The sequence below is a fragment of the Acinetobacter sp. ANC_7682 genome, assembly GCF_056779795.1.
Genome location: NZ_JBWYIQ010000003.1, coordinates 52,453 through 66,663, shown reverse-complemented (window position 1 = coordinate 66,663; position 14,211 = coordinate 52,453). Strand labels below are relative to the sequence as shown.

The following is a 14,211-nucleotide window of genomic DNA, read 5'->3' as shown; positions in this document are numbered from 1 at the left end:
AGATTTTTTATTATCATATTTTCAGTATTGCGCTGATTTCTTATTGTGTTGAGTTTAAATACGTGAACTAAACTCCCCTTTAGCCCACGTACACTTTTCAATGTCGTTGGATTATGATTTACATCGTGCAGCATGCAATTTCATAACCATTATAACGAATACGCTTCATCGTCATGGCCTTTCCTCTTTGTTGTGAACGTAGAATCAATATAACGACATCAACTTGGATTGAGAAATAATCATAATTTCTTTATTAATCTCTATTCTTGTTAAACGTAAATAATAAATTATTTATCTTATTTATGAATAAATCGTTATATGAGGATCAAAAAAACCCGCATCAAGCGGGTTTTTTGGACTGCAACAGGCTTAAGCAGATTTTTTAGTTTGTGCATTCTTACGAATCGTAATCATCACCAATTGAACAGCAGCAGGTGTAACGCCCGGAATACGACTTGCTTGAGCGAGAGTTTCAGGGCGAACTTCTTTGAGTTTCAAAGTAATTTCACGAGATAAACCAGATACCACGTCATAATTAAAATCAGCTGGAATCTTAGTCTCTTCTAAGCGCTTCATTTGCGCTACATCCTGATGCTGACGGTTAATATAACCCTCATATTTAACTGCAATCTCAATTTGGTCACCCACTTGAGCAGAAACATCAGAACCAGTGAGTTCCGCAATTTGAGCAAAAGTAATGTTCGGACGTTTCAACAAATCAATCGCAGAACATTCTTTAGAAAGATCCGCACCTGTCATTTCAACGAATTTTTTACCCATTAGATTGTTAGGTGCAGCCCAAAGATGTTGTAAACGACCTGTTTCACGCTCAACCGCTTCCATTTTTTCGCAGTACGCTGCCCAACGCTCGTCATCCACAAGACCCATTTCACGACCGATTGGTGTCAAACGTTGGTCTGCATTATCTTCACGAAGCATCAAACGGTATTCCGCACGTGAGGTAAACATACGGTAAGGTTCTTTCGTACCTAAAGTGATTAAGTCATCGACCAATACACCCATGTACGCTTCATCACGCTTCGGTGTCCATTGTTCTTGATCCCACGCACGGCGTGCAGCATTCAAACCTGCAAGTAAACCCTGTGCACCGGCTTCTTCATAACCTGTCGTACCGTTAATTTGACCCGCAAAGTACAAGTTATTAATCGCTTTAGTCTCTAAAGTGAATTTCAAAGCTTGTGGGTTGAAATAATCATACTCAATGGCATAACCCGGGCGCAGGATATGCGCATTTTCCATACCACGGATTGAGCGTACTAATTCAAACTGGACATCAAACGGTAAAGATGTAGAAATACCATTTGGATAAAGTTCATGTGTATCTAGGCCTTCAGGCTCTAAGAATACTTGGTGAGAATCTTTATCGGCAAATTTATGAATTTTATCTTCGATTGACGGACAGTAACGTGGTCCTACACCTTCAATCACACCAGTATACATCGGTGAACGGTCTAGGCCGCCACGAATAATATCATGAGTTTTTTCGTTGGTATGCGTGATATAGCAGTTGACTTGCTCTGGGTGCATAGATGCATCACCCATAAATGACATCGTTGGTGATGGGAAATCACCCGGCTGTGGTGTCATCACAGAGAAATCTACAGAACGTGCATCAATACGTGGTGGCGTACCTGTTTTTAAACGACCTACTGGCAATTGAAGCTCACGTAAACGGTGCGCTAAAGAAATTGAAGGTGGATCACCTGCACGACCGCCGCTTGATTTCTCAAGACCAACATGAATCACGCCACCCAAGAATGTACCAGCGGTTAACACGACAGTTTTCGCATCAAAGCGAATCCCCATTTGTGTTACCACACCTTTAACGGTATCGCCGTCAACAATGAGATCATCTGCTGCTTGTTGGAAAATATCAAGATTGGCTTGGTTTTCTAATGTTTCGCGAATAGCCGCTTTATAACGTACACGGTCAGCCTGCGCACGCGTTGCACGAACTGCAGCACCTTTACGTGAGTTCAGAATACGGAACTGAATACCACCCTTGTCTGCTGCGAGTGCCATCGCACCACCTAAGGCATCAATTTCGCGAACAAGGTGTGATTTACCAATACCACCAATCGCTGGGTTACAGCTCATCTGCCCTAAAGTCTCAATATTATGAGTTAAGAGTAAAGTCTGTCGACCCATACGTGCCGCAGCAAGCGCTGCTTCTGTACCAGCGTGTCCGCCACCGATAACAATGACATCGTAAACTTTAGGATAATGCATAGTGGTATATGAGGAGATAGAAATAATGACAGAAAATTATAGCAAATTTTGTTTGCCTTGAGACAATCGAGAACGATTTAATTCTAATTTTTTTGAAGTCCAATAATATAAACCATTTTGATATAAAAATTTATAAATTTTGCAGATTTAAGTGATTTTTTAACAATTTAGAAAATTTATTTACAGCATTGCCCTTCCATTGATTCGACTATTTTTTCAACATATTCAAGTCATATTTTTTAACAAGAGTATACGAACATGAAAGTCCAGTTATTTACGATGTCAATGTTATGTTGTTTGGGTCTAAGCGTAAGTAGTATGAGTATTGCGAATGACAAAGTTGATAATGCCTATAATGCCAAACACTTCCAAAGTGTATGTAAGGGTAAAAGCGAAGGCGATGCTGTCAGTTTCCCGTATAAAGGAATCATTTGGAATGGTACTTGCCAAACTCAATTTTTCCCTACCCAAAGTAAAGATTTGAAAGGCAATGAAGAGCAGCTTAATTCAGCTTGTAAGTCTGATGCAGCGAGTGTTTCCGTGAATATTGATGGTCAAGAATATAAAGGCAAATGTACACTCGGATATGCGCCACCGATGCCAAAAGCGTCTTAATCCAATTTTTTAAATTCGACCATTTATGCAACCAATTGAAAAATTGGTTGCTTTTATTTATTGATAACGATAAAACCAAATTAAAAATAACGATCTATTTACAAATAACACAACAAAATTCAGGATGAATTTATGGACACAGGGATCCTTACGATTTTTTTACCTTTAGCACTTGCAATTGTGATGGCGGGTTTAGGACTTGAACTCACTGTTCAAGATTTTCTACGCGTTCGTAAACACCCTAAAGCAGTGCTCATCGCATTATTTTCCCAACTCATCATTTTGGTTGGCGTTGCATTTATTATATGTAAAATACTCAATCTTTCGCCTTACTTGGCTGTCGGCTTAGTGTTGCTTGCTGCCTCACCAGGGGGTGCGACAGCCAATCTATTTAGCTATTTATACAAAGGTGATGTTGCGCTCAACATCACCTTGACTGCGATTAATGCCATTATTGCTGCAGTGACCTTGCCGCTTATCGTAAATTTTGCAATCACCCATTTCATTCAGGATTCAACTCAAATTGGTCTACAATTTAGTAAAATTTTACAAGTGTTCGCCATTATTCTTATTCCAGTTGCCCTCGGTATGTTTATGCGCTACAAATTTCCAAATGTTGCAACTAAACTAGAAAAACCAGTGCGTATTTTTGCCGTTGTATTCTTAGTGTTAATTATTGTCGGTGCAGTACTTTCTGAACGTGCCAACATTATGAATTATCTTGCTCAAATTGGTTTGGCAACAGCGTTATTTTGTATCGCAAGTCTTAGCGTTGGTTATTTTCTACCACGCTTCTTTGGTGTACCGAGCTTTCAAGCAAGAGCGTGTGCTTTTGAAATTGGTATCCATAACAGTACTTTGGCCATGGCGATTGCAATCACGATAATGAATAGCAGCGAAATTGCGATGCCAGCAGCTGTTTATTCAATCTTTATGTATATCTTCGCTGCTATTTTCGGGATGTTGCTGAATCGTTTTGCACCATTAGACCATCCGGCTGAGTTAACTCGAAACCACTCACAAATTAACTGATATTAATTGAGTTAACCAACTCATCTTAAAGGCACTGTAATCGTGCCTTTATTTATGCTTCAGGTTTTATCTGCATTCTTAAAGCGAATACAGTACAATGCTAACTCTCGTATTGCATATTTAGGTTTTTTTACTGTGAAGTGGTTACAAATCCATATTACTGTCGATCAAGCACAAGTTGATTTTACTGAAACATTATTATTATCTCTTGGTGCAGTCAGTGTGACGCTAGATGATGCAGAGGATCAAGCGTTATTAGAACCACTTCCAGGTGAGACTCCGCTTTGGAACAAAGTCATCGTAACGGGTATTTACGCTCAAGAAGATGATGAAGAAATCGATGTCGTCGCACTAGAAACTTTCATTAAAGACCAGATGCCTGAAGCGCCTTTACATTATGAGTTTATCGAAGATCAAGAGTGGGAACGCACTTGGATGGATGCATATGAGCCAATTCAAATTGGTGAAAAATATTGGATCGTGCCTGAGTGGATGGAAGCACCTGAAGCGGATGCGGTCAATATTAAATTAGATCCAGGCCTAGCTTTTGGTACAGGTAATCATGCTTCAACATTCCTCTGCCTACAATGGTTAGGTAAAACCGATGTAAAAGACAAAATCGTCATCGATTACGGCTGTGGTTCTGGCATTCTAGGTGTTGCTGCCCTATTGCTTGGTGCAAAAAAAGTATATGCGACAGATATTGATCCTCAAGCTGTACTCGCTACACAACAAAATGCTGAATTAAATGGCGTTCTCGAAAATTTATATGTCGGCTTACCTGAAGAGTTTAATCAAGCACTTGGTGAGCAAAAGGCAGATGTATTTGTCGCAAATATTCTTGCTGGCCCACTGATAGCACTTGCTGAGGAGTTTTCAACACTCATTCAACCTGAGGGTGAATTCGCACTAGCCGGTATTATTGAGGAGCAAGTTGATGATGTTTCTCGTGTTTATGCTGAATTTTTTGATATATTAGACAAAGAAAAGCGTGATGAAAATTGGTACCGTCTTTCTGGGAAACGCCATAAATAAGTAGAGCTTAATTTAAGATATGAGTGATAAACAAACCCGCTGCCCAAATTGCTCCACAATTTACAAGGTATCAGTCACCCAGTTAACTGTTGCCGAGGGTATGGTTTGTTGTCCTAAATGTTCTGCTGAGTTTAATGCGCTTCTACATCTATTCAATCCTCAACCGAAAGTGATTGAACCTTTAATCACAGAAGCCCAAGACAGTACCGCACCATCTGAAGATGTAATTGAACCCAAACAAGAACAACACCTATTGGATATTTTCGATCGTAAAGTTGCAAATTCAAACATAACCTTGCGTACGTATTTAAATAACTTAAATACGTTCAATCATGATCCGATTACCAACTACCCTTCTTTAAATCTTTCATCATCAATCCATGCCAATAGCCAATCGAAACCAAGAACTAGGCTTTATATTGCGACATGGGCGATCGTAAATACAATTTTAGCGTTATTACTGGTTTTTCAATTTTTATGGTTTAACCCAAATGTATTGCAACGCTCACCTGCGCTAAATCAGGCATTTATATCAGCATGTAACTTATTTAATTGTGACACGCTTGATGAACGCTATACCCATATAAAAGTACAAGACCTCAATATTGAGTCAACATCAGCGATCTCCACTGTTTTTTCAGGTCACTTGGTGAACGATTATAGCAAAGGGCTAAAACTGCCTCTCTTGAAAATAAGCATTTTTCAACAAGGTAAATTGATTTCATCCTCTATTAAAGCACCCAATGAATATTTAGTAGAAAGTTTGCATGGAATTACACGAATTCCTCAAGACAGTCCATTTGGTTTCAAATTTAGTATAAATTTTTCTCAATCTGAGTTTGACAATTATAAATTGGAAGTTATACGACCATAAGATCAAAAAAAACGATAAAAAAATTAAAAAAAATGTAGTTTTCTTGCTCACTTTTTCATAGACAATGGTATGATACGCGCCACGAAAGCTTTGTACCGCAAACTCCTCGCAATTTCTCAAAATAAATACAGTTCTGTTCATGTGCTTAATTTTTTTATTCAGCGCATCAGGGATGTTTTTTGTTTTATGTGGAACCGTAACAAATATTAAACTATTGTTACGCTTATTTTTCACTCAATTGCTCTAGTTGTGGCAAGCTAATTGTTCTTGTTTTAGAGTCGACCGTTTTAGGACCTAAAACGGAGCTCGTTTTTTTTTATTTTGACCACAAAATCACTTTTACCCTAAGTGATTATTGATTCTCGGATTAACTCGCATGAATAGCAAATCTCCTATTTTTACTGCACAATCTGATGTCGCTCTTCGTATTCACGTAGATCGCGCAGTTCGCCATTATTTTGCACAATTGCAAGGCGAGCAACCATCTCAAGTTTATGACATGGTTTTAGCAGAAATGGAGAAACCTCTTTTATCTGTAGTGTTAGAATATACACGTGGCAACCAGACTCGCGCTGCTGAGATTCTAGGCCTTAACCGTGGTACTTTACGTAAAAAGTTGAAAGCTCACGGTTTAATGAGTGAATAAATGATAAAATGCTTGCGGCTTCCGCGGGCATTTTTTTTACCTGCTATTTAGCTTTTTTGTTTTAATTCTTGATAACTGTGACTAAATCATGACTATTAAACGCGCATTAATCTCTGTTTCTGATAAAACAGGCATTGTTGAATTTGCCCAAGACCTTGTTGCTCTAGGGGTAGAAATTTTATCTACTGGCGGTACTTATAAGTTGTTACGTGACAACAATATTGCTGTAGTCGAAGTTTCAGAGCACACTGGTTTCCCAGAGATGATGGACGGACGTGTAAAAACACTTCATCCGAAAATCCACGGTGGTATCTTGGCTCGTCGTGGTCTAGATGAAGCTGTGATGGCTGAACACAACATCGATGCGATCGATTTAGTTGTGGTAAACCTTTATCCATTTGCTGCAACTGTTGCAAAACCTAACTGCTCACTTGCTGATGCAATCGAAAATATCGACATCGGTGGTCCAACGATGGTTCGTGCTGCTGCGAAAAACCATGCAGCTGTTGGTATCGTTGTAAATGCATCTGACTATGCGACTGTAGTTGCTGAGCTTAAAGCTGAAGGCTCACTTTCTTATGCAACTCGTTTTGACTTAGCAGTTAAAGCATTTGAACATACTGCTCAGTACGACGGTATGATCGCATCTTACTTAGGCGCTCGCGTTGGTAAAGAAGAAGGTCAAGCTGATCAATTTGCACGTACATTCAATACGCAATTAAATAAAGCACAAGATTTACGTTACGGTGAAAACCCACACCAATCTGCTGCATTCTATGTTGACCCTGCTGCAACTGAAGCATCTGTTTCTACTGCTAAACAGTTACAAGGTAAAGAACTCTCTTATAACAACATCGCGGACACTGACGCAGCTTTAGAGTGTGTTAAATCATTCGCTAAACCTGCATGTGTAATCGTAAAACACGCAAACCCATGTGGCGTTGCAGTCTCTTTAGAAGGCATTAAAGCTGCATATGATTTAGCTTATGCAACTGACCCAGAATCTGCATTCGGTGGCATCATTGCATTCAACCGTGAATTAGACGTTGCAACTGCACAAGCTATTGTTGATCGTCAATTTGTTGAAGTGATCATTGCACCAAGCGTTGCTGAAGGCGTATTAGAAGTTACTGGTGCGAAGAAAAACGTACGTGTACTTGTATGTGGCGAATTACCAGCAATTGACGAACGTGCTCCACAAATGGACTACAAACGTGTAAACGGTGGTTTACTTGTTCAAGATCAAGACTTAGGTATGATTACTAAAGATGATCTTAAAGTTGTGACGAAACGTGCCCCAACTGAACAAGAAATTGATGACATGATCTTTGCTTGGAAAGTTGCGAAATACGTTAAATCAAACGCGATTGTTTATGCTAAAAACCGTCAAACGATTGGTGTGGGCGCAGGTCAAATGAGCCGCGTAAACTCTGCTCGTATTGCTGCGATCAAAGCTGAACATGCTGGTTTAGTCGTTGAAGGTGCAGTAATGGCATCTGACGCATTCTTCCCATTCCGTGATGGTATTGATAACGCCGCTAAAGCAGGTATCAAATGTATTATCCAACCGGGTGGTTCAATGCGTGATGAAGAAACGATTGCTGCTGCTGACGAAGCAGGTATTGCAATGGTGTTCACTGGCATGCGTCATTTCCGTCATTAATTAATGGTTCGTGTCATGATGACTTCTCATAAGTCACCGATAACACTGCTAAGAGATTTTTAATCTTGCCTAAAGTCCTCTTCTATTCATTTAGTTGAGGACTTTATGTCATTTTCGATTCATGGAGTATGAACCGATGAATATTTTAGTTTTGGGTAATGGCGGTCGTGAACATGCGTTAGCATGGAAAATCGCTCAAGATGAAAAAGTAGCTAAAGTTTTTGTTGCACCGGGTAATGCGGGCACAGCAACTGAACCAAAATGTGAAAATGTAGCACTTAACATTTTAGAGAACCCTGCCATTATCGACTTTGCAAAAAATAATGCCGTGGATCTGATTGTTGTCGGTCCTGAAGCACCGCTAGTAAATGGTGTAGTCGATGCTTGTCGCGCGGCAGGTGTGAAAATATGGGGTCCTACCCAATTTGCAGCGCAATTAGAAGGCTCTAAAGCATTTGCCAAGCACTTCTTGAAACGTCACAACATCCCAACGGCTTTCTATGACGTGTTCACGGAAGTCGATGCTGCTAAGGCATTTGTTGAGAAAAATGGTGCGCCGATCGTAATCAAGGCAGATGGTCTTGCTGCGGGTAAAGGCGTAATTGTTGCCATGACCAATCAAGAAGCATTTGATGCGATTGATGACATGCTTGCAGGCAACAAATTTGGTGATGCAGGTTCACGCGTTGTCATCGAAGAGTTCTTGGCAGGTGAAGAAGCATCTTTCATTTGTATGATTGATGGCGACAACATTTTACCTATGGCAACTTCACAAGATCATAAACGTATCTTTGAAGGTGACCAAGGTCCTAATACTGGTGGTATGGGTGCTTACTCTCCTGCTCCTGTTGTAACGGCTGAAGTTTTTGAAAAAACCATGAATGAAGTGATGCGTCCTACCGTTGAAGGTATGAAAAAAGACGGGCACGTTTATACAGGTTTCTTATACGCAGGTTTGATGATTGATGAACAAGGTCAGCCTAAAGTAATCGAGTTCAACTGTCGTTTTGGTGACCCTGAAACTCAACCGATCATGATGCGTTTAAAATCATCTTTAGTTGATTTAGTTGAAGCAGGTATTGAAGGTAAACTTCCTGCAGAAGCTGAATGGGATGAGCGTAAAACGGTTGGTATCGTACTTGCGTCACGTGGCTACCCTGAAACGTCTAGCAATGGCGACGTGATTTCTGGTTTAGATACTGAAATGGCAGATGCGAAAGTGTTCCATGCAGGTACAAAAGCCAATGAGAATGGTGACATCGTAACTGCTGGTGGTCGTGTCCTTTGCGTGACTGCACTTGGCAATACCATTGGTGAAGCACAAGCAAAAGCTTTAGAGCTTTGCCAAAAAGTAACGTTTGACGGCGTTCAATACCGTAAAGATATTGGTTACCGCGCGATTGCTCGTGAAAATGCTTAATACAGATTAAGTATTAAAAACCCCGCTTTGTGCGGGGTTTTTAATTAATTTCTTAAAGTTCAATTGATGTTTTATCATCTAATTCATCAAGATAATGATTGACTGATTTTCTAAAATCTAATGGTTTAGCAATATATGGAATTGGGGCATTAGAACCACCAGTTCCTCTAACAATAATTGAACCAAAATTAAATATGCGACCTAGGATACCTTGATCTACACCAAGACTCTCTACACGATTGATTTTAAGTTCAATTGTATTACGGCGAATTAACCCAGTTTTAGCAATAATCCTTCTATTCGTTATAGCTAGCTCTGTGGTCCATACGTTAATAATAGCTACTAAAATAAAAATTAGACCAATTCCAGCCATAGGTAACAATAATACCCCTATAATAATATAGCCAATTTGAGACATCCAAGACACATGTGCCCTTTCTAATATTTTTTCGTCTCTAGCTAGATTAGACTCAATGTAACTACCCATCACTACCTCATAATTATAAATTGTGCTTAATATTAGGATTTATTGAAAATATTTATATTGCTTGCAACAATATCTAACATTCCAATTCATTTCAACAAATACACAATAATTAATAAATAGTTAAATCATAATCTAAAGTAGTCCTTAAACCCTTAGAAACAGCTTTTCCTTATTCCTGATTTACTTTAGGATGCAGCTTTACCATCATCTTAGAATACCCACGAACAAAATTAGACTGAACAATTTCGGGTTCTTCAAGCACTTCAATTCTGTCATAACGTTTGAGAATCTCCTCCCAAAGAATGGTCAATTGCATCTCAGCTAAACGACTACCCATACAGCGATGAATTCCATAACCAAATGATAGATGTTTTTTCACATTTTCACGGTCAATACGAAATTCATCCGCATTTTCAAACACAGTTTCATCACGGTTAGCAGACGCATACCACATAACAACTTTGTCACCTTTACGGATATACTGACCTTTATAAATTAGATCTTGAGTCGCTACACGGCGCATATACGCCAATGGTGTCTGCCAACGAATAATTTCACTAACCATATTAGGCAACAGATCAGGATTATTCTTCAGCTTGTCTAATTCCTGAGGGAACAAATGCATTGCGTAAACCCCGCCCGACATCGAGTTACGAGTCGTATCATTCCCGCCTACGATTAATAATGCCAAATTCCCCAGAAACTCTAATGGTCGCTGAATCAGATCCTTTGTCTCATCACTCCGAATAAGCATACTCATCAAGTCAAAGCTTGAAGCCTCACCTGCTTCTATACGTGCAGCCTTATCATGCCAAAGTTGTGACAAATCTCTCACCATCTCTTTTAGACCATCAAAAGTATTTTCAATGGTCATCGTACCGCCTGTCGTACCTGGCGATGAGGATGCAATTTCAGACCAATACACCAATTTACGTCGTTCTTCGTAAGGAAAATCTAACAATGTCGCCAACATTCTTGAAGTCAATTCAATTGAAACCCGATCTACAAAGTCGAAAGCTTCATTTAAAGGCAAGTGATCAAGTACGTCTTGGGTACGTGTCCGAATCAAGCTTTCCATGTCTTTTAAGTTTTTAGGTACAAAAACCCCCTGCACAGCTTTACGCTGAATATCATGCTTCGGTGGATCCATCGCAATAAACATTTCAAGCTCTAAACCTTGCGGTTGCTCACCCAACATAATGATCGGTTCTGAAGAGAAGAGCTGATGATTTTTATCAACGTACATGACATCTTCGTACTGTGTCATCGACCAAAAAGGACCAAATAAACTGTTTGATTGATAATGTATCGGCGCATCTTTACGTAGTCGCTTAAAAGTATCCTTCCATACACCTTGCTTGTATAAAAAAGGGCTACTGACATCAAGCTCTTGTAAGGTGCAAACATTTGGATCTGGAAGTTGAGTTTCTTCAATTTGATCAAAATCAGGATTCTTAAAAAAGCTACTTTTTAATTTATGGTATACATGAGCAGCTTTGATGTGATTTTCTAAGGGAATATAGCGAGCGCTAAAATTCACCAAATCTACTCGAACAGCATTCATTTTTTTGACTAAATTATTCATGACAATGTGTCCTATGTGATCTCATCATTAAATTTATATTCAGCCTTTATTCCATTAAGCTGATGATCTGTGTTTGAGCATAGAATTTTAAAAATACACAATCAGGTCATTTTTTGACATTAATAAGTCATTTTTTGACATTCTTTTTATCCAAATTAGCAGCTCTAATGAGGCTAGATTTAAGAAAGATCAATATCACGCTATCTGGACTTGAGTATGATTTCTAAAGGAATAGAACATAGCAATCAGGACGATAATGCAATTCGGGCATTGATTCCCTGCGCCTATGTCAGAATTATTGCGCAACAATTGGGAGGTGGGCTGCGTGTATTCCCAACTTTATTGAATGGCACATCACTGACTGCTGAATTTATTCAACAAGAAGATTCTCGGATTTCAGCATCTGATTTTATTCGTATATTTGAAAATGCATTGAACATGACAGATGTTCCCGATTTCGGTTTAGAACTTGGACATCGCCTTAAACCCACTACTCATGGCGCAATGGGCTTTTTGATGCACAGTTGCCCAAACCTTTATGCTGCACTTGAAGCGATTCAACATTATCTACCTACTCGGATTGGATTTGCAGAAGTCATTCTCGAAAAGCGTGATCAGCAGATGAATTGTAAAATTCAATTTAATATCGATTGCTCCACCCTTGTATATCAAAGCATGATCGAGTCTTGCATGGTGGTATTTAAAGAGTGTGCTGAATTTATTTTAGGTAAGCCATTAACTGAGGCGAAGTTGCTTTTTAGCTATCCTAAACCGGCTTACCATGCTGCTTATACAAAAATTTTTCAATGTGATTTCGCATTTTCAAAATCTTTTGATGGCATTCAGATACCCTTGACTTTGTGTGAAATACCGAATGCTTCAGCAAGTCAGGAGAATTATCTGATTGCAAAAAAACAATGTGAAAATGTACTTAAGGAACTCCTTACACCCCAAAATACTTATCAATTTCGTGTCAAAAAAATGCTGATTGAGCATTTATCAGATCCCAAAAATGAATCTGAGATTGCCGCTTCATTGTTCATGAGCAAGCGAACCTTAGCTCGTCATTTAGAAAAAGAAGGTTTAACTTTTAAAGAAGTCAAAGATCAAGTTCTTGCACAGCAAAGTGCTTATTTTCTTGAGCATACGCAACTCACGATTGAAACAATTGGTATGCTTCTTAATTATCACGATGCCTCAAATTTCAGACGAGCATTCAAGCGTTGGTTTGGTATGACCCCTAGCCAATATCGGCAGAAATACAATAATGATCTTACCAAGCAAATTTCTAAATTAAATTAAATCCATATTTTTCATATTAATATATTAAATCATTATAAGGTGTTCGGCTGATAACGGGTCTTTCTAATTTTAAACACTCAAATTATACGTATGATATTTAAAGTTTATTTATACATTCTCATAAATTGTATATGACGCTTTATGCTAAGCTAGTTCATTAACATCACTATATTGAATAAAAAAAAATTGTTATCATCAACCAACTTTTTTGTTATCAATGCTTAAATAATTGATAGCTAAATACCGAATTATCTCTAACAGATGAATAGCTTGAAGTGCTCTTGAAACAAGGACAGTTCATTTCACTATTCACCTCACTGCATATGTAAGTTGAAGATCGTTTCAACATACTCAGGAAATATCATGAAGAAAATTCTTGGTTTAGTTTTGGGCCTATCAGTGGGTATCGCTGGATGCTCAAAACAAGATGCTCCAGAAACCGCTGCAAACAACACGAATAAAGATTCAGTTCAAACCATTACAATCGCTTCTACAGGTTCAGATGCAGATATCTGGAAGTTCATTGCTAAATTGCCAGAAACTGAAGCTGCAGGTTTAAAGTTAGATGTTAAAAACTTTACTGATTATGTTTCAATGAACACTGCGGTAGCCAATAAAGAGATTGATATCAATGCCTTCCAATCATATGCATATATGGTTGCATACAATGATGCTAATACTCAAAAAATTGCGCCATTATCTACGACTTATCTTGAGCCAATGGGGATTTACTCAAGCAAAGTTAAAAATCTAAATGATTTCAAAACAGGTTCGACCATTGCAATTCCAAACGATGGTGCTAATGAATCACGTGCCCTTTTATTATTGCAATCTGCTGGTTTAGTAAAGTTAAAACCTCAATTTGACAATGTCAAAGGCACAACTTCTGATGTAACTGAGAATCCTAAACAGATCACCATCAAACCGATTCAAATGGCAACTGCGGTACGTGTGAAAGATGAAGTGGACGCCATTGTATTAGGCAACACCTTAGCAATGGAAGGTGGTCTGAACGTATTAAAAGATGCGATCTACTACGAGCCAATCGATCAAAGTACAAAAATGAATGTGAATGTACTGGCTGTAGCTGAAGGCCGTCAGAATGATCCTGTATTGCAAAAGGTAGGTCAGCTATATCATACAGATGCAGTTAAGCAATATGTGAAAGAAAACTTTGGTGGCACTAAGGTTAATGTTGATAAACCAACAACATATCTCACAGAAGCTCAATAATTCTAGACTTCTGTATTTTTAACAGGCAAATTTAATTTGCCTGTTTTTCATTTTTAATAGTTCTTGACG

The 14,211-nt window shown here is 38.7% G+C and carries 12 protein-coding genes; 9 read left to right on the top strand and 3 right to left on the bottom strand.

Features of this window, described 5'->3' with window-relative positions:
* Positions 1–369 precede the first annotated feature (369 nt).
* Positions 370–2,250 (bottom strand): tRNA uridine-5-carboxymethylaminomethyl(34) synthesis enzyme MnmG, encoded by a 1,881-nt coding sequence (gene mnmG, locus AC1M9D_RS01960; RefSeq protein WP_481611389.1) that lies wholly within the window; start codon positions 2,248–2,250, stop codon positions 370–372.
* A gap of 258 nt (positions 2,251–2,508) precedes the next feature.
* Here mnmG and AC1M9D_RS01955 point away from each other — a divergent pair, with 258 nt between their 5' ends.
* The 7 genes from AC1M9D_RS01955 (at position 2,509) to purD (ending at position 9,535) form a co-directional block, all read left to right on the top strand.
* Positions 2,509–2,865, top strand: a complete 357-nt coding sequence (locus AC1M9D_RS01955; RefSeq protein ID WP_481611388.1) for a hypothetical protein — start codon at positions 2,509–2,511, stop codon at positions 2,863–2,865.
* 132 nt (positions 2,866–2,997) lie between these two features.
* Entirely contained in the window at positions 2,998–3,897 is a 900-nt protein-coding gene (locus tag AC1M9D_RS01950; RefSeq protein WP_481611387.1) for a bile acid:sodium symporter family protein, read from the top strand.
* Positions 3,898–4,032: 135 nt separating this feature from the next.
* Complete coding sequence (prmA, locus tag AC1M9D_RS01945; protein ID WP_481611422.1) at positions 4,033–4,932, top strand: 50S ribosomal protein L11 methyltransferase; 900 nt, start codon at positions 4,033–4,035, stop codon at positions 4,930–4,932.
* Positions 4,933–4,951: 19 nt separating this feature from the next.
* A complete protein-coding gene (locus tag AC1M9D_RS01940) occupies positions 4,952–5,806 on the top strand; it encodes a DUF3426 domain-containing protein (RefSeq protein WP_481611386.1) in 855 nt (284 codons plus the stop codon).
* Positions 5,807–6,182: 376 nt separating this feature from the next.
* Positions 6,183–6,452, top strand: a complete 270-nt coding sequence (fis, locus tag AC1M9D_RS01935; protein WP_001086304.1) for a DNA-binding transcriptional regulator Fis — start codon at positions 6,183–6,185, stop codon at positions 6,450–6,452.
* Positions 6,453–6,540: 88 nt separating this feature from the next.
* Positions 6,541–8,115 carry a bifunctional phosphoribosylaminoimidazolecarboxamide formyltransferase/IMP cyclohydrolase gene (gene purH / locus AC1M9D_RS01930; protein WP_180027629.1) on the top strand — a complete coding sequence of 525 codons (1,575 nt, stop codon included), beginning with the start codon at positions 6,541–6,543 and terminating at the stop codon, positions 8,113–8,115.
* Between the two features lie 136 nt (positions 8,116–8,251).
* Positions 8,252–9,535 carry a phosphoribosylamine--glycine ligase gene (purD, locus tag AC1M9D_RS01925; RefSeq protein WP_481594296.1) on the top strand — a complete coding sequence of 428 codons (1,284 nt, stop codon included), beginning with the start codon at positions 8,252–8,254 and terminating at the stop codon, positions 9,533–9,535.
* 52 nt (positions 9,536–9,587) lie between these two features.
* Here the strand turns inward: purD and AC1M9D_RS01920 are convergent, their stop codons facing one another.
* On the bottom strand, positions 9,588–10,022 hold the full coding sequence (locus AC1M9D_RS01920) for a PH domain-containing protein (protein WP_092766163.1): 435 nt from the start codon (positions 10,020–10,022) through the stop codon (positions 9,588–9,590).
* Positions 10,023–10,191: 169 nt separating this feature from the next.
* Positions 10,192–11,607, bottom strand: coding sequence for a cytochrome P450 (locus AC1M9D_RS01915; RefSeq protein WP_481611385.1), 1,416 nt, complete (start codon positions 11,605–11,607; stop codon positions 10,192–10,194).
* Between the two features lie 216 nt (positions 11,608–11,823).
* Here AC1M9D_RS01915 and AC1M9D_RS01910 point away from each other — a divergent pair, with 216 nt between their 5' ends.
* Together AC1M9D_RS01910 and AC1M9D_RS01905 are read left to right on the top strand one after the other, a co-directional pair.
* On the top strand, positions 11,824–12,909 hold the full coding sequence (locus AC1M9D_RS01910) for an AraC family transcriptional regulator (RefSeq protein ID WP_481611384.1): 1,086 nt from the start codon (positions 11,824–11,826) through the stop codon (positions 12,907–12,909).
* 363 nt (positions 12,910–13,272) lie between these two features.
* Entirely contained in the window at positions 13,273–14,142 is an 870-nt protein-coding gene (locus AC1M9D_RS01905) for a MetQ/NlpA family ABC transporter substrate-binding protein (RefSeq protein ID WP_035267639.1), read from the top strand.
* The last annotated feature ends 69 nt before the right edge of the window (positions 14,143–14,211 follow it).